Annotated in this window: 17 protein-coding genes and 1 pseudogene; 12 read left to right on the top strand and 6 right to left on the bottom strand. The window is 70.1% G+C overall.

Annotated elements, in window-relative coordinates; all coding sequences use genetic code 11:
• Positions 1 to 13 precede the first annotated feature (13 nt).
• Positions 14 to 625 (bottom strand): TetR/AcrR family transcriptional regulator, encoded by a 612-nt coding sequence (locus EWH70_RS15960; RefSeq protein ID WP_130476175.1) that lies wholly within the window; start codon positions 623 to 625, stop codon positions 14 to 16.
• Between the two features lie 97 nt (positions 626 to 722).
• Between EWH70_RS15960 and EWH70_RS15955 the strand changes: the two genes are divergently transcribed.
• The 7 genes from EWH70_RS15955 (at position 723) to EWH70_RS15930 (ending at position 6,132) form a co-directional block, all read left to right on the top strand.
• A complete protein-coding gene (locus EWH70_RS15955) occupies positions 723 to 1,874 on the top strand; it encodes an acyl-CoA dehydrogenase family protein (protein ID WP_130476174.1) in 1,152 nt (383 codons plus the stop codon).
• A gap of 19 nt (positions 1,875 to 1,893) precedes the next feature.
• Complete coding sequence (locus EWH70_RS15950; RefSeq protein WP_130476173.1) at positions 1,894 to 3,039, top strand: CaiB/BaiF CoA transferase family protein; 1,146 nt, start codon at positions 1,894 to 1,896, stop codon at positions 3,037 to 3,039.
• Between the two features lie 158 nt (positions 3,040 to 3,197).
• Entirely contained in the window at positions 3,198 to 3,365 is a 168-nt protein-coding gene (locus EWH70_RS35480) for a hypothetical protein (RefSeq protein ID WP_165436291.1), read from the top strand.
• Between the two features lie 319 nt (positions 3,366 to 3,684).
• Positions 3,685 to 4,176 carry a helix-turn-helix transcriptional regulator gene (locus EWH70_RS15945; RefSeq protein ID WP_130476172.1) on the top strand — a complete coding sequence of 164 codons (492 nt, stop codon included), beginning with the start codon at positions 3,685 to 3,687 and terminating at the stop codon, positions 4,174 to 4,176.
• Positions 4,177 to 4,383: 207 nt separating this feature from the next.
• Positions 4,384 to 5,214: a lytic murein transglycosylase gene (locus EWH70_RS15940; protein ID WP_420809065.1), complete on the top strand. Its 831-nt coding sequence runs from the start codon at positions 4,384 to 4,386 to the stop codon at positions 5,212 to 5,214.
• A 187-nt stretch (positions 5,215 to 5,401) separates the two neighbouring features.
• Positions 5,402 to 5,773, top strand: a complete 372-nt coding sequence (locus tag EWH70_RS15935; protein ID WP_205669138.1) for a hypothetical protein — start codon at positions 5,402 to 5,404, stop codon at positions 5,771 to 5,773.
• Between the two features lie 11 nt (positions 5,774 to 5,784).
• Complete coding sequence (locus EWH70_RS15930; RefSeq protein WP_130476170.1) at positions 5,785 to 6,132, top strand: DUF3817 domain-containing protein; 348 nt, start codon at positions 5,785 to 5,787, stop codon at positions 6,130 to 6,132.
• Here EWH70_RS15930 and EWH70_RS15925 read toward each other — a convergent pair.
• From EWH70_RS15925 to EWH70_RS15910, 5 genes and pseudogenes are all read right to left on the bottom strand, one after another.
• Complete coding sequence (locus EWH70_RS15925; protein WP_130476169.1) at positions 6,124 to 6,969, bottom strand: spermidine synthase; 846 nt, start codon at positions 6,967 to 6,969, stop codon at positions 6,124 to 6,126. The two genes, EWH70_RS15930 and EWH70_RS15925, sit on opposite strands and share 9 nt — an antisense overlap.
• Positions 6,966 to 7,325 (bottom strand): adenosylmethionine decarboxylase, encoded by a 360-nt coding sequence (gene speD, locus EWH70_RS36185; protein WP_240687018.1) that lies wholly within the window; start codon positions 7,323 to 7,325, stop codon positions 6,966 to 6,968. Before speD ends, EWH70_RS15925 begins: the two co-directional genes overlap by 4 nt.
• Positions 7,326 to 7,343: 18 nt before the next feature.
• Positions 7,344 to 8,483 (bottom strand): annotated as a pseudogene (locus EWH70_RS15920) (type III PLP-dependent enzyme); the annotation flags it as partial.
• 21 nt (positions 8,484 to 8,504) lie between these two features.
• Positions 8,505 to 10,067 carry a solute symporter family protein gene (locus tag EWH70_RS15915; protein ID WP_130476167.1) on the bottom strand — a complete coding sequence of 521 codons (1,563 nt, stop codon included), beginning with the start codon at positions 10,065 to 10,067 and terminating at the stop codon, positions 8,505 to 8,507.
• Positions 10,060 to 10,485 carry a DUF485 domain-containing protein gene (locus EWH70_RS15910; RefSeq protein ID WP_130476166.1) on the bottom strand — a complete coding sequence of 142 codons (426 nt, stop codon included), beginning with the start codon at positions 10,483 to 10,485 and terminating at the stop codon, positions 10,060 to 10,062. Before EWH70_RS15910 ends, EWH70_RS15915 begins: the two co-directional genes overlap by 8 nt.
• An 834-nt stretch (positions 10,486 to 11,319) precedes the next feature.
• Here EWH70_RS15910 and EWH70_RS15905 point away from each other — a divergent pair.
• From EWH70_RS15905 to icmF, 5 genes are all read left to right on the top strand, one after another.
• Positions 11,320 to 14,550, top strand: coding sequence for a nitrate- and nitrite sensing domain-containing protein (locus tag EWH70_RS15905; RefSeq protein WP_130476280.1), 3,231 nt, complete (start codon positions 11,320 to 11,322; stop codon positions 14,548 to 14,550).
• On the top strand, positions 14,547 to 15,035 hold the full coding sequence (locus EWH70_RS15900; RefSeq protein WP_130476165.1) for a roadblock/LC7 domain-containing protein: 489 nt from the start codon (positions 14,547 to 14,549) through the stop codon (positions 15,033 to 15,035). The genes EWH70_RS15905 and EWH70_RS15900 overlap by 4 nt, the downstream gene beginning before the upstream one ends.
• 7 nt (positions 15,036 to 15,042) lie before the next feature.
• Positions 15,043 to 15,702 carry a DUF742 domain-containing protein gene (locus EWH70_RS15895; RefSeq protein ID WP_240687003.1) on the top strand — a complete coding sequence of 220 codons (660 nt, stop codon included), beginning with the start codon at positions 15,043 to 15,045 and terminating at the stop codon, positions 15,700 to 15,702.
• The gene (locus EWH70_RS15890; RefSeq protein WP_165436289.1) at positions 15,683 to 16,297 is read left to right on the top strand and encodes a GTP-binding protein; all 615 of its coding nucleotides are present in this window, start codon (positions 15,683 to 15,685) and stop codon (positions 16,295 to 16,297) included. Before EWH70_RS15895 ends, EWH70_RS15890 begins: the two co-directional genes overlap by 20 nt.
• A gap of 809 nt (positions 16,298 to 17,106) precedes the next feature.
• Positions 17,107 to 20,346, top strand: coding sequence for a fused isobutyryl-CoA mutase/GTPase IcmF (gene icmF / locus EWH70_RS15885; protein ID WP_130476163.1), 3,240 nt, complete (start codon positions 17,107 to 17,109; stop codon positions 20,344 to 20,346).
• Positions 20,347 to 20,502: the final 156 nt, after the last annotated feature.

The following is a 20,502-nucleotide window of genomic DNA, read 5'->3' as shown; positions in this document are numbered from 1 at the left end:
CCCCCATCGTGCCCTAGATGGACACCGCGGCGGTGTACTCCTGGACGGCGATACGTTTCCACTCGGCCAGCAGCTGGGCCCGCCGCCGGGGGTCGCCGCCCAGCTCGGCGTCGAGCGCGAGACCCCTGGCGAAGTTGACGGTCAGCCAGAACATCGACTCGGCCCTGGCCTTCGGCAGTTCCGGGGTGAGCGCGCTGAGCTGCTCCAGGGTGGCGCGGCCGAGCGCGCGGTCGACCGGGCGGATCGCCGCGCGCAGCTCGGGATCCGTGCGTGCCGCGACCCACAGCTCGGTGGCCGCCGTCGCCAGCGTGCCGGAGTAGCCCTCCCACAGCAGGTCGATGGCGGCGGGAACGCCCGCGGCGCCCCGCGGCAGGTCGCCCGCCGAGGCCAGCACCCGGTCGGCCATGCGGCGGGTCAGGTGCTCCACCGCGGCGGCCATGAGTTCCGCCTTGGCCGAGAAGTGGTGCTGCACCGCCCCCTTCGACACGCCGGCGCGGGCGCAGATCTCCTGGACCGACGTGCGGGCGTAGCCCAGCTCGACCAGGCAGTCGATGGTGGCGTCGAGCAGGGCCGTCCGGGTCTGGGCGCGGCGTTGCGCCTGAGTGCGATGAGTTGTCCTCGGCACAGGCTTTACCCCGCAGTAGGTCCGGATGTACATTCCAAGCAGAACTTACATTCCGTCCGGAATGTTTTCCAGTCCGCGCGAACCGGGAGGTCGGGCAGTGCCGCTGCAGATCCGCAGGAGCTCATGGAGCGACGACGACCTGGAGGAGTTCAGGGACCTGGCCCGCACCTTCTGCCAGAAGGAGCTCACGCCCAACCAGGAGCGGTGGATCCAGGCCAAGCAGGTGGACAGGGAGCTGTGGACGAAGGCCGGTGAGGTCGGGATGCTGGCCCTGTCCATCCCCGAGGAGTACGGCGGTGGCGGCGGCACGTTCGCCCACGAGGCCGTGCTGTACGAGGAGCAGGCCCGCAGTGGCGACGGCGCGTGGGGTGTGTCCGTGCACAACGGCATCGTCGCCCACTACCTGCTGGCCTACGCGAACGAGGAACGCAAGCGGGAGTGGCTGCCGAAGTTCGCCAGCGGCGAGTTCGTCGGCGCGGTGGCGATGACCGAACCCGGCACCGGTTCGGACCTGCAGAACATCAAGACCCGCGCGGTCCGTGACGGCGACTCCTACGTCATCAACGGCGCCAAGACGTTCATCACCAACGGCGCGCACGCCGACCTCGTGGTGGTCGCCGTGAAGACCAACCCGGACGAGGGCGCGCAGGGTGTCTCGCTGATCGCTGTGGAGACCAGCACGCCCGGCTTCCGCCGCGGTCGCGTGCTGGACAAGGTCGGGCTGAAGGGCCAGGACACCGCCGAGCTGTTCTTCGACGACGTCCGCGTGCCCGCCGAGAACCTGCTCGGTGACGCCGAGGGGCAGGGCTTCATCCAGCTCATGCAGCAGCTGCCGCAGGAACGGCTGATCATCGCCGTCACCGCGGTCGCCGGCATGGAGGCGGCCATCGACCAGACCATCGCCTACACCAAGGACCGCACCGCGTTCGGCAGGCCGGTCTTCGGCTTCCAGAACACGAAGTTCACCCTCGCCGAGGCCGCGACCGAGGCGGCGGTGGCGCGGGCCTTCCTCGACCAGTGCATCGAGCGTCACCTCAAGGGCGAGCTGGACGTGCAGGGCGCGGCCATGGCGAAACTGTGGACCACCGAGCGGGTCAACAAGGTGGTCGACGACTGCCTGCAGCTGTTCGGCGGCTACGGCTACATGACCGAGTACCCGATCGCGCGGGCATGGGCCGACATCCGGATCTCCCGGATCTTCGGCGGTACCAGCGAGATCATGAAGGAAATCATCTCCCGCACGCTCTGAGACTCCGGGAAGGACAGCAATGACGAAGGCCGGACCGCTGAGCGGGCTGACCGTGGTGGAGATGGCGGGGTTGGCGCCCGCGCCGTACGCCTGCACCGTGCTCGCCGACCTGGGTGCCGACGTGATCCGGGTGGACAGGGCCAAGCCCGGTACCGACGTCCTCGGGTTCGAAAAGGACCCGCTGATGCGGGGCAGGCGGACGATCGGGGTCAACACCAAGGACCCGAGGGGCGTCGAGCTGGTGCTGCGGCTGGTCGAGGGCGCCGACGTGTTCGTCGAGGGCTTCCGGCCGGGCGTCGCCGAGCGGATGGGGCTCGGACCCGAGCAGGTGCACGCCCGCAATCCCCGCGTGGTGTACGGCCGGATGACGGGCTGGGGCCAGGACGGCCCGCTGGCGCCGTCGGCGGGGCACGACATCAACTACATCGGCCTGGCCGGTGCACTGGAGCCGATCGGCAGGGCGGGCGAGCGCCCGCCGCCGCCGGTGAACTTCATCGGTGACTTCGCCGGCGGCGGCCTGCTGCTGGCCATGGGGGTGCTCGCCGCGCTCTACGAGCGGGGTTCCTCCGGCCGTGGCCAGGTCGTCGACGCGTCGATGGTCGACGGTGCGGCGATGCTTACCGCGCAGCTGCACGGGTTGCGGGCCTCCGGCGTCTGGACCGAGGAGCGGGGGGACAACCTGCTCGACGGCGCGGCGCCGTTCTACGACACCTACGAGACCGCCGACGGCAAGTACGTCGCGGTCGGCGCCATCGAGGCCCGGTTCTGGGCGGACCTGGTGCGGGTGCTGGGACTGGAGGACGAGGACCTGCCCGTCCACGTCGACAAGTCGCAGTGGCCGAGGCTGCGGGAGATCCTCACCGCGGCGATCGGCAAGCACACCCGCGACGAGCTGGTCGCCAGGGCGGAGGGCACCGACGCCTGCCTGACGCCGGTGCTCTCGCCGTGGGAGGCCGCGCGGCACCCGCACAACGCGGCGCGGGAGACGTTCGTCGACATCGGCGGGGTGGTGCAGCCCGCCCCGGCACCGCGGTTCGACCGGACCCCGCCGAGCACCCCGTCGCCACCGCACCCGAAGGGATCGGACACGACCGAGGTGTTGACGGAACTGGGGCTGGAGACCGCCGCTATCGAGGAATTGCGTGCGGCCGGGACGGTGAGTTGATCACGAGGATGCGCTCACGGAGGGTGAAGAACGACACGCAGACGCGTGAATTTCGACCTGAACCGTTCGTGGCAGGGCAATATGGGTCGTGGGGGAAGGACCACCCCGGTCGCGCGAGGGGGCTCGCGCGATCTCCGCGAGTGTGATCGGATAGAAACATGCCGCCGGCTCTGAAGAAGATCCTCATCATCGGCGTCGTCGTGCTCATCCTGTTCTTCCTGATCTCCCGGCCCGAGCAGTCCGCGAACGCGGTGCACACCGCGCTGGGCTGGCTCCGGGACGGCGCGGAAGCCATCGTCACGTTCGTACGCAGTCTGTTCTCCTGACCCCAGAGTCCTCTCGCCGGCGCCGCACGCGGCGCCGGCGATTACCGTGCGCGTTTGCCGGGAAAACTACCCACAGTGACTGCTCTCACGATGTGGGTCCGCCAATCGACCATCCGGGTGGATTACCGGGATTAAGCCGCAGGTAGACCGATTCATTTCGTCCGGGGGCTGGCGAAGCGCGGGGTACCGGCCCTACGGTGCTCACATTGCGTGATCGAGCGATCCGGCACGGTTCGTCGGTCGATGGTTCGCACAACCTTCTGGTGCCGTTCCAGCGACGGAGCAGATCTACCCCCAGCGCGTGGTCGAGGAGGCAGGGATGACCGGGGATCCCCAGGTGGACGCGTTGATTCAACAGTGGTCGGCCGAGCGCGAGCAGAGCGCCGAGGAGCAGGAGGCCAACCGGATCGCCGCGGCGTGGCTCGCGGAGACACCGACAGCACCACCGGGCATCCCGGGTCAGCGGGGTAGCGGTGGCGGTTCGCCCGCGTGGGCCGTGGTCGACGCGGCCGACCCGGGTTACCTGGAAGCCATGCGCCGCAGGCTTCCCGACGTACCCGTGGACCTGCTCGCGGCAGCCGCGAGCTGGTGGCAGATGGTCGGCGGCGTCGCCGAGGCCGAGCGGTGGTGGGACGCCGGGCTGAGCCCGCTGGACCAGCGTGCGCTCGACTACCGGGCCGCGGGCCTGAGCCCGGAGGACCTGAGCCGCAGGCTCGGCCCGATGACGGTGCTGCAGCACCTGCGCCGGGGCAGCGCGCCCGCGTGGTGCGTGGCCAGGCTGGCGCGGCAGCGCCGCGACGCGGCCAGCTAGGGCGCCGGCAGGCCCGGTCGGCTTCCGGTCGAAGCTCGTGAAGGCCACCTTCATTACGTCTGACGTGGTGAAGGTGGCCTTCACGTGCTTCAAGGAGTGAGAAACCGGCGCGCCCGCTGACCGCGCGGGGTGCGGTGCAATAGCCTGCTCGGCGTAACGGTGGCGTGCCGCCGTCGTTACCGGAGGGTACGGGGCAGCGATCGGCGGGTGAGGACGGTACGGGTGCACGGCAGAGAGGTCGCCGGCAGGCTGACGGTCGTCGTGGGGGTGCTCGCCCTGGCCGCTGGCGGCGTGTGGACGGTGTCCGAGGTGGCGCGGCCGCGATCCGCGCCGGTCACCACCGAGATCCCGGCGCTGGAGGTGCTCGCGGCGCCGGTCGAACCGGGGACGGCGGTTCCGGTCAACATCACCGTCGGCGGCGCGGGCGGACCGGGGGCGGACACGCCGCGGACCGGGCAGGACGCCCTGACGACGTGGGCCACGAAGGCGGCGCCGGTCGTCGGCGTCCCGGTGCGGGCACTGCGTGCCTACGGCCACGCCGAGCTGGCCATGCGCTCGGCCAGCCCGAAGTGCAGGCTGTCCTGGGCGACGCTGGCCGGCATCGGGCGCATCGAGTCCAACCACGGCCAGTACGGCGGCGCCGTACTGGGTGCCGACGGACGGCCGTCGAAGCCGATCATCGGCGTGCCGCTGGACGGCTCACCCGGCGTGCGGGCCATCGGCGACACCGACCGCGGGCGGTTCGACGGCGACTCCACCCACGACCGGGCCGTCGGGCCGATGCAGTTCATCCCCAGCACCTGGGCGCGATACAACTCCGACGGCGACGGTGACGGCGTGGGCGACCCGCAGCAGATCGACGACGCGGCGCTGGCCGCGGCACGGTATCTCTGCGTCGGCCAGCGCGACATGGCCAGCGCGCAAGGCTGGTGGGCCGGGATCATGTCGTACAACAACTCGGTGGAGTACGCCCAGAAGGTCTTCGGCCTCGCCGACACCTACGCCAAGGGCGCCCAGAGTGTGAAGGTGTCTGGCTGAGTCTTCGGAGCCACCCCGCACACGGTCGGGCCCGTCGGCGTCTGGACTGACGAGCCCAAAGCTCGCTCCGCGAGCGACGGCGAGGAGGGAAGACGCCGACCAAGGGGGCCCGGCCGCGCCCGAGCGAAGCGAGGGCAAAAGACACTGCGTCGCCGGTCACGTCGGGGCGAGTGCTACTTTCGGGGGCATGGCAGGCAGTAATACCGTCGTGCGCCGGCTCGGCATCGCCGCGGTGTGCCTGCTGAGCCTCGCGGTCTGCGTCGGCCTTGCCTGGTGGCAGTGGGAGCGGTTCTCCTCGGCCAACGGCACCTTCCAGAACCTCGGTTACGTGCTGCAGTGGCCCCTGTTCGGCCTGTTCCCGGCGTTCGTCTTCTGGCGCATCCGCCAGCTGCGCCGCCGTCAGCCCGAGGCCGCGGCCGACGAGCCGCCGAGCGCGCCGCCCGAGGTCCCCGCGCCCCGGCCGGCCCCGGCGGCACCTGACGACGAGGACGACGAGCTGGCCGCGTACAACCGGTACCTGGCCGAACTGCATGCCCGCGACCAGCAGGGCAACCGCTGAGAGGACCCGACGTGAGCACACAGGAGCAGACCGCCACCGACGACCGGGCCGCCCGCATCCGCGGCGCACTCGGCCGGTTCCGGGTGGCGGCCTACACCACGGGCGTCGGCCTGCTGGGCCTCGTCGTCGTGATGGCGATCCGCCTCCTCGGCGACAACCCCGGCCCGTCGGCGGTGTTCTCGCCGATCCACGGCGTCATCTACATGATCTACATGGTCATCACCATCGACCTCGCGCTGAAGGCCCGCTGGTCGATCAAGGGCACCATCGGTGTCCTGCTGGCCGGCTGCGTCCCGCTGGTGTCGTTCGTCGTGGAGCGGATGGTGACCAAGCGCGTCCAGAATGGACAGTCAGTCTAGGCGCAGCGCGGACGGCGGCACGGTCCGCCCGCGAAGTGCCTGGGCGTCTACAGTGGACGGCCGGTAGGGGAGGGAGTCCAGGCGGGCCACCATGTCCGCCACCGGATCGGAGCGCCGCTCCCGGGTGCCGCAGAGGAACGCCCACTCGTGCTCGTCGCTGCCGTAGTAGCTGACGGTGCCGAACACCTCGGTGTAGCGGCGCCACAACCCGACCAGGGTCTCGTTGCGCCACAACGTCGGACATCCCGCCTGGCACACCACCACGCCACCCTCGGCGAGCACCCCGGCACACAGCCGGAGGAACTCCGTGCCGTAGAGCCGGTTGTGCTGCGCGGCCGGGTCGGCGTTCTCGTCCGGCAGGTCGATCACGACGACGTCGTAGCCACCCGCCGTCTCGCGCAGGAACTCCCAGCCGTCGCGGTAGTGGACCCGCACCGGGCCGTCGCCCGCCTCGGCCCTGGCCAGTTCGTCCGCGGTGTAGCCGTAGGGCAGGTGGGCCGCGCAGGCCCGCACGGTCGCCGTGTCGATGTCGACGTGGTCGACCACCCGGGCACCGGCGGCCACCGCCAGCTGACTGACCACGCCCTCGCTCGACCCGATCACCAGCACCCGCTCGACCCGCCGTGCCAGCAGCAGCGCGGGCACCAGCAGCGCCTCGTGGTAGACGAGCTGGCTGGCCTCCGCGCTCTGCCGCTCGTGGTCGCAGAACAACGTGACGCCGTGTGCGGTGCGCCCGATCAGCACGTCCTGGAACGGTGTGCGCTGCTCGAACAGCACCTCCGAGACGTCCCACACCCGCCGCAGCCCCGGCCCGAGCGGCTCGATGACCTCCCTCACCGGACCCCGCCCCTGCGCACCGTGGACAGGTTGACCTCACCGGCGTCCAGTGCGGACGCTAGCAGCCGAACGGCCCGCTCCGGATCGGCGGCCTCGCCGCAGGTGAACACGTCGACGAACGCCGTGCCCAGCTCGGGATAGGAGTGCACGGACGCGTGCGACTCGGCCAGCATCGCCAGCACGGTCACGCCCTGCGGCTGGAACCGGTGGGTGAGCAGGTCCCGCACCGTGGCTCCGGCCTCGGTCAGCGCCGAACGCAGTGCCGTCCGCAGCGCCGCCGGGTCGTCCAGCACCACGGGGTCGACCGCGCCGAACTCGGCGAGCACGTGCCTGCCCGCGAAACTGGCAGGCGCCACCGCCGGGGTCGCGCCACCGACGCAGTAGGTCCGCAGCGGCTCGATGCCGTTGAACGCCACCGACGAGTAGCTCGCCGTGTAGGCGCCGGTGTCGAGGATGTCGAGCCGGTCGCCACGGCGTAGCGACAGCGGCAGGCGGTACGGGGTGCGCTGGTACAGCACGTCGTCACCGTCGCAGGTCGGCCCGGCCAGGATCACCGGGCCGTCGGCGGGCGGGTGCTCGCCGGCCGGCTCGATCCGGTACGCGATGGCCTCGTTCTCGGTCTCGGCCAGCCCGTTGTAGCGGCCGACGTCGAGGTACACCCAGCGGTGCTCGTCGGTGGCCGACCGGCGGGAGACCCCGACCACCTCGGTCCGGATCAGCCCGGCTCCGGCGACGATCGCGCGGCCCGGCTCGATCGCCAGCTCCGGTACGCCGGCGGGGAAGTGCGCGCGCAGCGCGGCGCCGATGGCCGCGGCGTACTCGGCGGCGGCCGGCGCGGTGCCGGTGTAGCCGAGGGCGAAGCCGCCGCCGAGGTTGAGCCTGCGTGGGTGGACCCCGCGGGCGGCCAGCGCGTCGAACACCTTGGCCGCCGCGGCGATTCCGGTGTCCCAGGCCAGCGGGTCGAGCTGCTGCGAGCCGGGGTGGAACGCGACGCCGGCCGCGTCCAGCCCCAGCTCGTCCGCGCGGGCGAGCAGCTCGATGGCCAGGTCGGGGTCGCAGCCGAACTTGCGGCCGAACGGCGTCACCGACGCGGGCGCGTCGGTCAGGATCCGCACCGAGACGCTCGATCCCGGCGCCAGCTCGGCGAGCACGGCCAGGTCGTCCTCGGCGTCGGAGACGAACTCCCGCACCCCCAGCTCGTGGGCCCTGGCGATGTCGGCGGCCTTCTTGATCGTGTTGCCGTAGGACAGCCGTGCCGCCGGCGCGCCGAGGCCGAGGCACAGTTCGGCTTCGGCGACGCTCGCCACGTCGAACCACGCTCCCGCGGCAGCCAGCGCTTCCACGACGGGCGGCTCCGGGTTGGCCTTGACCGCGTAGTACACCCGGGTGCCGGGGAACGCCGCGGCCAGGTCACGGTAGGCGGCGACGACCGCGTCGACGTCGAGCACCAGGCAGGGGGTCGGCGGAGCCTGCTCGTCGAGGTAACGGCGCAGGCGATCAACTACGGCGGTCACCCGGTAGAGGGTAGGTGGTGCTCACGCCCCGATGCCGGTGAGGGAGCGCACCTCCATCTCGGCCTGCTTGCGCGGGTCGGCCTTGTCGCGGGCGAGCAGGGTGCCGACGAAACCGCAGAGGAACGAGAACGGGATGGACACCAGCCCGGGGTTGCGCAGCGGGAACCAGTGGAAGTCCACGCCGGGGAAGATCGAGTCCGGTGACCCGGACACCACGGGCGAGAACACCACCAGCACCACGCAGGCGATCAGCCCGCCGTAAATGCCGCACAGCGTGCCCATGGTGTTGAACCGCTTCCAGAACAGCGAGTACAGCAGGGTCGACAGGTTCGCCGACGCGGCCACCGCGAACGCCAGCGCCACCAGGAACGCGATGTTCTGCCCGGCGGCGAGGATGCCGCCGAAGATGGCCAGCACGCCGATGACCACGGCGGTCAGCCTGGCCACCCGCACCTCCTGGGCGGCCCGCACCTTGCCGCGCTTGACGATGTTGGCGTACACGTCGTGTGCGAACGAGGCCGACGCGGTGATCGTGAGGCCGGCGACGACGGCGAGGATCGTGGCGAACGCCACCGCCGACACGACGCCGAGCAGCAGGGTGCCGCCGATGTTCAGGGCGAGCAACGGCGCCGCCGAGTTCTCCCCGCCGGGCGCCGCGGTGATCGCGTCCGGACCGACCATGGCGGCCGCGCCGAAGCCGATCACCAGCGTGCACAGGTAGAACACCAGCATGCACCCGGTGGCCCAGACGACCGAGCGGCGGGCCTCCCGCGAGTTGGGCACGGTGTAGAAGCGCATCAGCACGTGCGGCAGCGCGGCGGCCCCGAGGATCAGCGCCACCGAGAGCGACACGAAGTCGAGCTTGCTGACCTCGCTCCCGCCGTAGAGGCTGCCCGGCTCCAGCAGCCGGTCGCCGAGCGGGCTGTTGTCCGCCGCCGCGGACAGCAGGTTGCTGAGGCTGAAGCCGAACTTGCCGAGCAGGAACACGGTCATCAGCACGACGCACAGGATCAGGATGGTGGCTTTGATGATCTGCACCCACGTGGTGCCCTTCATACCGCCGACCAGCACGTAGAGCACCATCACCACGCCGACGACGCCGATCACCACGGCCTGGGCGAATCCGCCGTGCACGTCGAGCAGCAACGCGACCAGTCCACCGGCTCCGGCCATCTGCGCCAGCATGTAGAAGAACGAGATCACCAGCGTCGACGTCGCCGCCGCGGCCCGCACCGGGCGCTGCCGCATCCGGAAGCTCAGGACGTCGCCCATGGTGAACCGGCCGGTGTTGCGCAGCAGCTCGGCGATCAGCAGCAGGTCGACCAGCCAGGCGACCAGGAAGCCGATCGAGTAGAGGAACCCGTCGTAGCCGTGGACGGCGATGGCCCCGGCGATGCCGAGGAACGAGGCCGCGGACAGGAAGTCGCCGGACAGCGCGATCCCGTTCTGGCGCCCGGTGAACCGGCCGCCCGCGGCGTAGTAGTCGGCGGTGGTCGAGTTGCGGCTGCTGGCGCGGTAGACCACGTACAGCGTGATCACCACGAACAGGGCGAAGACCGCGATGTTCAGTACGGGGTCACTCATCGCGGTCCATCCCCACGTGCGAGCGGATCTCGGCGACCTGCGGGTCGATGCGGCGCCGGGCGTAGCGCAGGTACGCGACCATGATCAGGACGGTGCTGGCGAACTGGGCGATCCCGAGCAGGATCGCCACGTTGACCGAGCCGAACACCCTGGTGCTCATGAAGTCGTGGGCGTAGGCGGCCAGCAGCACGTAGGTCAGGTACCAGGCGAAGAACAGCAGGCTCACCGGGAACACGAAGCCCCGCAGCCGCCGCCGCAGGGTGGCGAACTCCTGGCTGTTCTGGATGGCCACGTAGTCCGGCTCGGACCCGCCGGGCGGAGGGCCCGCCGTCCTCGGCCGGGCCGCGGCACCGCCGTCGGCGAACAACGCCGGGATCTGGCCGGTGTCCTCCAGCGCGTTGCGAGTGACGTTCTGCATCCGTCCTCCGGGATGTCCGAATTTCACCGAGTCGGCACCGGGGAGTGTTGTTCGGCGGGGTCTCCGGCGTGCCGGTCGAACTCGTTGAGGCGCACATGGTAGCCACACCGAGTTCGACCGGAAAAAGTGACCGGTATGCCGACGGCGGCTAACCCGAAATGCCGAGTATTGTTGTGACGCACCGTTGTTTTCGATCAAGTAAAGGCGGCAACCGGGTCCACTCCGACCCTCCGCTGCCGCCCCGAATGTGACACTGGGTAGCCGACGACGAAGCGGTGTCGGCGGCCCGGGACGGCAGGCTCGCACCCGGCGGGATGAACCCCGTCGCTGTGGGTGTCTGCCAGGGTGCGAGGGTCTTCAGTGGATCTTTCTCACTGCCGACTACCAGTCGAAAGACCACATCATCGGGCAATAAATCCGGGCGATGATCATGCTGAGATGTACACGCAGTAGACGTTCTGCACGTGCAGATGCACGCTGCTGGGCTGTTCGGGTGATCCTCCCACCGGGTAGCTCGAAAGTTTTTGTAACCGGCGTCATGGGCCTGACCCCATCGTGTCTCGAAAGTGAGCGCGCCGGTGTCGGAAATGGTGAGAAGGACCAGGTCATGGCCCCTTTGCTGAACGAATTAGACAATCACACGATTGGTGTACGATTCTCGGGCCACGTTGACTTTAAAGATCGATTGGGTGCCCTCTTGTCTCGATGTTCGTGCAGTTCGCATGATGCGGATCGCCAGCAGCCCCGCGGGGGCGGACGTCGGCAGCCGGGCACCGGATACGGCTCGGACACGGTGGACAGGGAGTCACTCGCGTGACCGTTGGAGAGGGCCAGGTGCCCGTCGGAAAGCTGCTCGGCCGGCCGCCCAAACGGCCGCCGAGATGGCGCAGGATCACCCAATGGCGTGACTGGAGCCTGCCGGTCAAGCTCGGCGCGGTGACGCTGGTGCCGATCCTGATCGCGCTCATCCTCGGTGTCGCCACCATCGGCACCCAGATCGACCGTTCGGGCAGCTACCAGCGGATGGACCGGCTCGCGTCGCTGATGGGCGAGGTCCGGACCACTGTGGACGCACTGCAGCGGGAACGCACCCGCACCGCCGAGCTGCTGCTGCAGGGCACCGTGCAGAACTCGCCCGAGCTGGCCGCCGACCGCACCGCCGTGGACGCCGCCGTCGGCCCGTTCCGGCAGACCGCCGAGCGGGCGTCCGAACTGGACGCCGGCGTGGGCAGCCCCGCCCGCGAGGCAGGCGAGCAGCTGGACCGGCTGGCCGTGGTGCGGCAGCAGCTCGACGCAGGCCAGCTCGACGCCGAGCAGGTCATCACCGAGTACTCGACCGTCGTCGACAGCGTGCTCAAGGTGGACACCGCCGCCGTGTCCGGGCTGCGGGACGACGCGATCGGCGGCACCCCCAACGCCCAGCACGACCTGCAGGTCGCCAAGGAGGAAGTGTCCTCGGCCCAGGCACTGGTCGGGTCCGGGATCGCCAAGGGAACGCTCACGCCCGCGCAGCTGAACACGCTGCGCACCACCGAGGTCAGGCTGGACGACCGGCTCGCCGACTTCCGGGCCGCGGCCACGCAGTCGCAGCGGCAGGACTTCGACGCCGGTGTCGTCGGCCCCAACCTGGACGCCAGGCGCACGATGGTGGAGTCGGTGCTGGGCGACACGGGCGCCACCCCCGAGGCGGCGCTGCGGCAGCTGTCGGCGCAGCAGTGGACCGACGCCTCGGCCGCGGTGGCCACCCGGATCGGTGAAGTCAGTGCCCGGATGGGTGAACGACTCAAGGCTGTCTCGTCGGAACTGTTCGACGAGGCCAGCACGGTCGCCGGAGTGCTCGCCGTGCTGCTGTTCGGTGCCCTTGTCGTCGCGGCGGCGGTGGTCTTCCTGATCACCCGCCAGCTGCTGCGGTCGCTGCGGGTGCTGCGGGCCAGCGCGCTCGACGTCGCCAACCGCCAGCTTCCCGCCGCCGTGCAGAACATCCAGGAGGGCCGTCCGCAGAGCACCGACGCGCAGCCGGTCCCGGTGGCGTCGTCCGACGAGGTCGGCGAGGTGGCCAGGGCGTTCGACGCCGTGCACAGTCAGGCGCTGCGGCTGGCCGTCGAGCAGGCGGCCATGCGAACCGGGTACAGCAGCGTGTTCGTCAACCTGTCCCGGCGCAGCCAGAGCCTGGTGCAGCGGCAGCTGCAGCTCATCGAACGCCTGGAGCGCGACGAGGAGGACGCCGACCAGCTGGCGACGCTATTCCAGCTGGACCACCTGGCCACCCGGATGCGCCGCAACAACGAGAACCTCATGGTGCTGTCCGGTGCCGACCCGGCGCGCCGGTCCGGCAGGCCGGTCACCACGGCGGACGTGCTGCGGGCGGCCGTGTCGGAGATCGAGCAGTACCAGCGGGTCACCGTGCAGCCGCCGCCGCAGGCGAAGATCGTCGGCCACGCCGCCGGTGACCTGATGCGGCTGATCGCCGAGCTGCTGGACAACGCGACCGCGTTCTCCGCCCCGGAGACGATGGTCACCGTGGTCACCAGCCTGGCCGAGAACAAGGTGCTGTCGGTGGACATCCTCGACAAGGGCATCGGCATGAACTCGGCCGAGGTCGCCGAGGCCAACGTCCGGCTGACCGAGGCGGCGTCGGTGGACCTGGCGACGTCGCGGCGGATGGGCCTGTTCGTGGTCGGCAGGCTGGCCAGCAGGCACGGCATCGGCGTGACCCTGCACGGCGGCAAGGACATCGTCGGTGTGCGGGCCACGGTCACCGTGCCTGCCGAGCTGGTGATGGACGTCCACGCGCCGGCCGGGCGCCCGCAGCCGCAGCCCGCGAAGCCGGGGGAGCTGCCCAAGCGGCCCCGGGTCAACGGCGCCACCGGGGTGTCGCATCCCGGTGTCCTGACGACGCCCGTCCCGCCGCAGCGGGAGAGCACCGACTCCGCGCCCAAGCCCCCGAAGCCGCCACAGGCGCCGCCGCCGACCGCGGTCGAGGTGTCCGGGACGGCGTTGTTCAGCCCGCTCACCGACGAGATCTCCACGCCGCCGGAGGAGACTCCGGAGTCGCCGGAGTCTTCGGAAGAGCTGCCCAGCGGCAAGGAGCTGTTCGCGTCGGCCAACGGGTCGGTGCTGGGCGAGTGGTGGAACACCGAGACCCGCACCCCGCCCGACCCCGACTCCGCCTACCCGGAGACGACGCCGATCTTCGACGCGACGATCTCCGCGTGGTTCCGCGCCGGTGACCCGGAGGCGGCGAAGCCCGCGCCGCCGGAGAAGCCGGAGAAATCCGAGAAGCCCGAGAAGCCGGAGAAATCCGAGAAGCCCGAGGCCGAGACGGCGGACGTCGAGAAGGAGAAGGCCGAGCCCGCCGAGGAACCGGAGACCGCCGAGGCGCAGGACGAGACCCCGGAACCCACCGCGGCCGAGTGGAGTTTCCCCGCCGACGTCAACTGGCGCACGGTGCGGGAGGTGTCGGCGAAGTCGCTGGCCGAGCCGGCCAACCTCACCCCGGCGGGCCTGCCAAGGCGCCGCAAGGGCGAACGGCTGCTGCCCGGCACGGCCGAGCCGGTCGAGGCGGCCACCGGCAAGGTGGACCTCCCGGTCCGCGACCCGGCCGTGGTGCGGGGCAGGCTCAGCAGCTTCCAGCAGGGCGTCACCAGGGCGCGGCAGGAGGCCAAGCGCGCCACCGAGACCCCGGAACCCCCGGCGGAGGCTCCGGAGAAGCCGTCCGAGCCGAGCGTGCCCCCGCAGCCGGAGACGGCACTGGAGCAGACCGCCGAGTGGAGCTTCGCCGACGACGAGAACTGGCAGACCGCCCAGGCGGTCGCGGCCAAGAGCCAGGCGGTGCCGTCCAGCTTCACCGCGTCGGGCCTGCCCAGGCGCCGGCGTGGTGAGCGGTTGATGCCGGGCAGCGCCGCGGGCTCGGTCCCGGCCGGTACTCCCGCCGTGTCGCGTACCGAGCGCGACGCGGAGGATGTGCGGGGCCGGTTGAGTAGTTTCCAGCAGGGCGTCCGCCGTGGCCGGCACCGTACCGGCAAGGCGACGGAAGACGTCCGACAGACAGTGGAGGGTGAATGACCTCGTCAGGTTCGCCGCGCAGGGGGTGGTCCCCGGTGCGGGGCGCGGATGCACAACCCCCGCAGAACCAGTTCGGTTGGCTGGTCAACGAGTTCGCCGAGCGGGTGCCCGGCGTCGCCCATGCCGTCGTGGTGTCCGCGGACGGTCTGCTGCTGACCGCGTCCAACCGGCTCCCGCTGGACCGGGCCGATCAGCTGGCCGCCGTCGCGTCCGGCCTGGTCAGCCTGACCCAGGGTGCGGCGCGGTGCTTCGAGGCCGGTGCGGTCAAGGAGACCGTCGTCGAGATGGAGCTGGGCATCATGGTGCTGATGTCGATCAGCGACGGCTCATGCCTCGCCGTGCTGGCCGCGCCGAACTGCGACATCGGCCAGGTCGCCTACGAGATGACCCTGCTGGTCGACCGCGTCGGCCAGATCCTCACGCCCGAGCTGCGGGCCCAGCTGCAGGGTGCTGGGGGGTCCCTCATTGGTGAACCAGTGGGATGATTGACCGATGAGCACGGGACCGGAACGACCAGGGGGCACCGGGGACGACGGCACCTTCGCCGACGTCCTCAACGGACTGACCCTGGATTCCGGTCGTGGACGTCGTAAACGCAAGAAGGACAGGGACGCAGATGCTCATGCTGACTTCGCGGAAACGTCTGGACAAGCCGATCGGCGGGGTCGTCCGATGACCCCGCCCCCGTCACCGGTGGCGGAGATCGTCACCCCGTTCCCCGTTTCCCCGCCCGTGCCGGCTCCGGCGAACCCGCTGTTCGACGCCGGTGCGGGTGCGCCACAGCCGCCAGCGGCCGAGCCGCCGCTGGAGGAGACGTCGATCGTCCGTCCATATGCGATCACCGGCGGGCGGACGAAGGCCAGCTACGCGCTGGAGCTGGAGACGTTGATCTCCAGCAAGGAAGGCGACGTCGGCGAAGCCGTGCGGGAGCAGATCGAGTTCGGCTCGATCGTGGAAGAATGCCGAACCCCTCGCTCCGTGGCCGAAATCGTTTCGGTGCTGCGGGTGCCGCTCGGTGTGGCGAGAGTTCTGATCAGTGATGCCGCGGACGCCGGTCTGGTCACCGTGCACAGGACCATTTCCGGTGACGACAACGCCGAGGCGCATCTGATGTTGATGGAAAGGGTGTTGAGTGGACTCCGACGGCTTTAGGACACAGCGGGAGACCGCGCCGCCCACGATGACGTCGGCCAAGATCGTGGTGGCCGGCGGGTTCGGAGCGGGCAAGACGACCTTCGTCGGGTCGGTGTCGGAGATCGTCCCGCTGACCACCGAGGCGATGATGACCGACGCCAGTGCGGGCATCGACGACCTCGAGGCCACGCCGAACAAGTCGACGACGACCGTCGCGATGGACTTCGGCAGGGTGTCGCTCGACGACGACCTGATCCTGTACCTGTTCGGCACGCCGGGCCAGCAGCGGTTCTGGTTCATGTGGGACGACCTGGTGCGTGGCGCCATCGGCGCGGTCGTGCTGGCCGACACCCGCCGCCTCGCCGACTCGTTCGCCCCGGTCGACTTCTTCGAGGACAGGGGCCTGCCCTACATCGTCGGCCTCAACTGCTTCGACGGCGTCCAGCAGCACGAGACCGAGGACGTGCGGGAGGCGCTGTCGATCGACCCGAGCATCCCGATCGTGCGCTGCGACGCGCGGGATCGCGAGTCGACGAAGCAGACGCTGATCACGATGGTCGAGTACGCGATGCGCCAGTGGATCGCCCGCCGCGGCGTGAAGGCGGGCGTCTGACCCTCGCCCGGCGCCCCGCGGCGAAAGTCTGGGTGCTGTGTGCTCCCAATGTGGCATTGGGGTACTTGAAGTTCCCCAATGCCACATTGGGGGAGTTTGCTGGGTCTCTTTCGTGGTGGCGGTTGGGTCGGATGTGACTGGTGAGGCCGCGCCGCCCGGCATCCCTGAGTGAGCGACCCCTTGCGCGCGAGTCGTACGTTCTGACGCGCGAGTTGTACGTTCCCGTCCACCTGGTCCCACTGAACGGCACGCCCGGTCCAGATGGCGAGATGCCGACCTGCGCGGTCCCGCCGAGCGGCCTGCTCACGTGTCGGACCTCAGGTCCCGGCAAAGTCGTGGGCAGCGACGGCCTGGGGCGTCGGCAGGGGCGCTGTGGTTGCGTGTCGCGCAAGTATGGTGCCGTTGGTGGCGGCGGGGTGCCGGGGGTGTTGTCTCGTTCGTGGTGGCTGGTGGGGTGGGTGTGCTGGCTGGTGCCGGTGTGACAGGTGTGCCCGTGTGACGGGTTCGCGTCGGGTACGTGAAGGCCACCTTCATCACGTCTGGCGAGAGGAACTCGGCTTTCACGCGATCCCAGGTGTCCCGCTGGCATCGCAGGCCACGGCAGTCCCACCAGTCACACCCGTAAGGCAGCGAGGGAGCTCTACTACCCTTCTTCGCCAGTAAAGCTCCCCTGCTCACGCCGACGCCCGACTTCGCCGGGGTCCTGTGTCGGACCTGGTGAAGGTGGCCGTCATGTGTGTCCGGGCGTAGTTACCGGGGCCACAGAACGTTGGGTTTGAAATAGTCGGGCTTCCAAGTATTTTGGAAGGATGAGCGCCGAGCTGCACATCCCGGCGAACCCCGTCCGGTTCGTGACCGCGTCCAGCCTGTTCGACGGGCACGACGCGTCGATCAACATCATGCGCAGGATCCTGCAGTCGCAGGGGGCCGAGGTGGTGCACCTCGGGCACAACCGGTCGGTCGACGAGGTCGCCACGGCGGCCATCGCCGAGGACGTTCAGGGCATCGCCGTCAGCGCCTACCAGGGCGGGCACGTCGAGTACTTCAGCTACCTGGTGGAGCTGCTGGCCGAGCGCGGCGCCGGCCACATCCGCGTCTACGGCGGGGGCGGCGGCGTGATCGTCCGCGAGGAGATCGAGCTGCTGCACTCGCGCGGCGTCGCACGCATCTTCTCGCCGGACGACGGCCAGACCATGGGCCTTCCCGGCATGATCAACCTGATGATCCGCGAGTGCGACACCGACCTCGCGGCCGTCCCGCCCGCCTCGCTGGACGACCTGATGGCCGGCGACGTCCCGACGCTGGCCAGGGTCATCACCCAGCTCCAGGCCGAGAACCTGCCGGACGGCTGGCTGTCGGCCATCACCGAGACCGCGAACAAGCGGCAGGTACCGGTCCTCGGCATCACCGGAACGGGTGGCTCGGGCAAGTCGTCGCTGACCGACGAGCTGGTCCGCCGCTTCCGGCTGGACCAGGAGGACAAGCTGCGCATCGCGGTGCTGGCCGTCGACCCGTCGCGGCGGCGCGGCGGCGGCGCGCTGCTGGGCGACCGCATCCGGATGAACTGCCTCGACGGCAGCCCGGTCTTCTTCCGCTCGCTGGCCACCCGGACCACCAGCGGGGAGATCCCCGCCGGGCTCGACGAGGCCGTACTGGCCTGCAAGGCCGCGGGCTACGACCTGGTGATCGTCGAGACGCCGGGCATCGGCCAGGGCGACGCCGGGATCGTCGACCACGTCGACACCTCGCTGTACGTGATGACGCCGGAGTTCGGCGCCGCGTCGCAGCTGGAGAAGATCGACATGCTCGACTTCGCCGACACGGTGGCGATCAACAAGTTCGAGCGCCGCGGCGCCGAGGACGCCCGCCGCGACGTGGCCCGCCAGCTCATCCGCAACCGGGAGGCGTTCGGCGCCGACCCCGAGGACATGCCGGTGTACGGCACCAGCGCCGCCAAGTTCAACGACGACGGTGTCACCGCGCTCTACCAGCACCTGCGTGACCTGCTGGCCGAGCGTGGCCTGTCCGTGTCCGCCGGCCTGCTGCCCGCGGTGACGGGCAAGGTGTCCACCGACGCCTCCACGATCATCCCGCCGTCGCGGGTGCGTTACCTCGCCGACATCGCCGACACGGTGCGTGACTACCACGACCTGACGGTCAAGCAGGTCGCCGCGCTGCGCAGGCGTGAGCAGCTGCGGGTGGCCAGGGAGGCACTGGCGGGCGAGGACGCCGACGTGGCCGCCATAGAACGCCTGGTGTCCGCCGCCGAATCCGATGTGGACAGTGCGACGGACCGCCTGCTGGACGGTTACCGCGAGCTGGCCGAGTCCTACCGCGGTGAGGAACTCGTCGTCCGCGTGCGCGACCGCGAACTACGCACGCAGCTGTGGCGCGACACGCTGTCGGACAGCCGGATCCCGCGGGTGGCGCTGCCTCGCTACACCGACCCCGGCGAGCTGCTGTCGTTCCTGCGCAGGGAGAACCTGCCGGGCTACTTCCCGTTCACCGCCGGGGTGTTCCCGTTCAAGCGGGAAGGCGAAGACCCGGCACGGATGTTCGCGGGCGAGGGCGACGCCTTCCGCACCAACCGCCGGTTCAAGTACCTGTCGGCCGACTCGGAGGCCAAGCGCCTGTCCACGGCGTTCGACTCGGTGACGCTGTACGGCCACGACCCGGCGACCCGCCCGGACATCTACGGCAAGGTCGGCACCTCCGGTGTGTCCATCGCGACGCTGGAGGACATGAAGGTCCTCTACGACGGATTCGACCTCACCGCCCCGACGACGTCGGTGTCGATGACGATCAACGGCCCTGCGCCGACGATCCTGGCGTTCTTCCTCAACACCGCCATCGACCAGCGGGTCGAGGCGTTCGTCGCCGAGCACGGCCGCGAGCCGTCGGCCGAGGAACACGCCGAACTGCGCGAGTGGGCGCTGCGCAACGTACGCGGCACCGTGCAGGCCGACATCCTCAAGGAGGACCAGGGGCAGAACACCTGCATCTTCTCCACCGAGTTCAGCCTGCGGATGATGGCCGACATCCAGGAGTGGTTCATCCAGCACGGGGTACGCAACTTCTACTCGGTGTCGATCTCCGGCTACCACATCGCCGAGGCGGGGGCGAACCCCATCTCGCAGCTGGCGTTCACGCTCGCCAACGGGTTCACCTACGTCGAGTCCTACCTCGCGCGAGGGATGGACATCGACGACTTCGCGCCCAACCTGTCGTTCTTCTTCTCCAACGGGATGGACGCCGAGTACACGGTGCTGGGCCGGGTCGCCCGCCGCATCTGGGCGGTGGCCATGCGGGACCGTTACGGCGCGAACGAGCGGTCGCAGAAGCTCAAGTACCACGTGCAGACCTCCGGCCGTTCGCTGCACGCGCAGGAGATGAGCTTCAACGACATCCGCACCACGCTGCAGGCGCTGTGCGCGCTGTACGACAACGCGAACTCGTTGCACACCAACGCCTACGACGAGGCCATCACCACGCCCAGCCAGAACTCCGTCCGCCGGGCGATGGCCATCCAGATGATCATCAACCGGGAGTGGGGCCTGTCCAAGAACGAGAACCCGTTGCAGGGCTCGTTCATCGTCGACGAGCTGACCGACCTGGTCGAGGAGGCCGTGCTGGCCGAGTTCGACCGGATCTCCGAGCGCGGCGGCGTGCTCGGCGCCATGGAGACCGGCTACCAGCGTGGCCGGATCCAGGACGAGTCGATGCGCTACGAGCGGCTCAAGCACGAGGGCACGCTGCCGATCATCGGCGTCAACACGTTCCGCAACCCCAACCCCGAGGACGACGAGGTCGAGGTCGAGCTGGCCAGGGCGACCGAGGAGGAGAAGCAGTCGCAGCTGGACCGGCTGGCCGACTTCCACGAGCGGCACCGCGCGGAGGCGCAGCAGGCGCTGAAGACGCTGCGGGAGGCGGCCACGCGGGGTGACGAGAACCTGTTCGGCGTGCTGATGGACGCGGCGAGGGTGTGCTCGCTCGGCCAGATCACCGAGGCGTTCTTCGAGGTCGGCGGCCAGTATCGCCGTAACGTGTGACGCGCGGTGTTGTCTGCCCTTGCTTCGCTGCGGGCGCGGTCGGGCCCTTCAGTCGGCGTCTTCCCTCCTCGCCGTCGCTCGCTGCGCGAGCTTTGGGCTCGTCAGTCCAGACGCCGCCGGCCCGACCGGTTTGCGGTATCTAAGGTTCGGGTAATT

Source organism: Amycolatopsis suaedae, from assembly GCF_004214935.1.
Lineage (GTDB): Bacteria > Actinomycetota > Actinomycetes > Mycobacteriales > Pseudonocardiaceae > Amycolatopsis > Amycolatopsis suaedae.
This window is presented reverse-complemented; position numbering and strand designations above follow the sequence as displayed.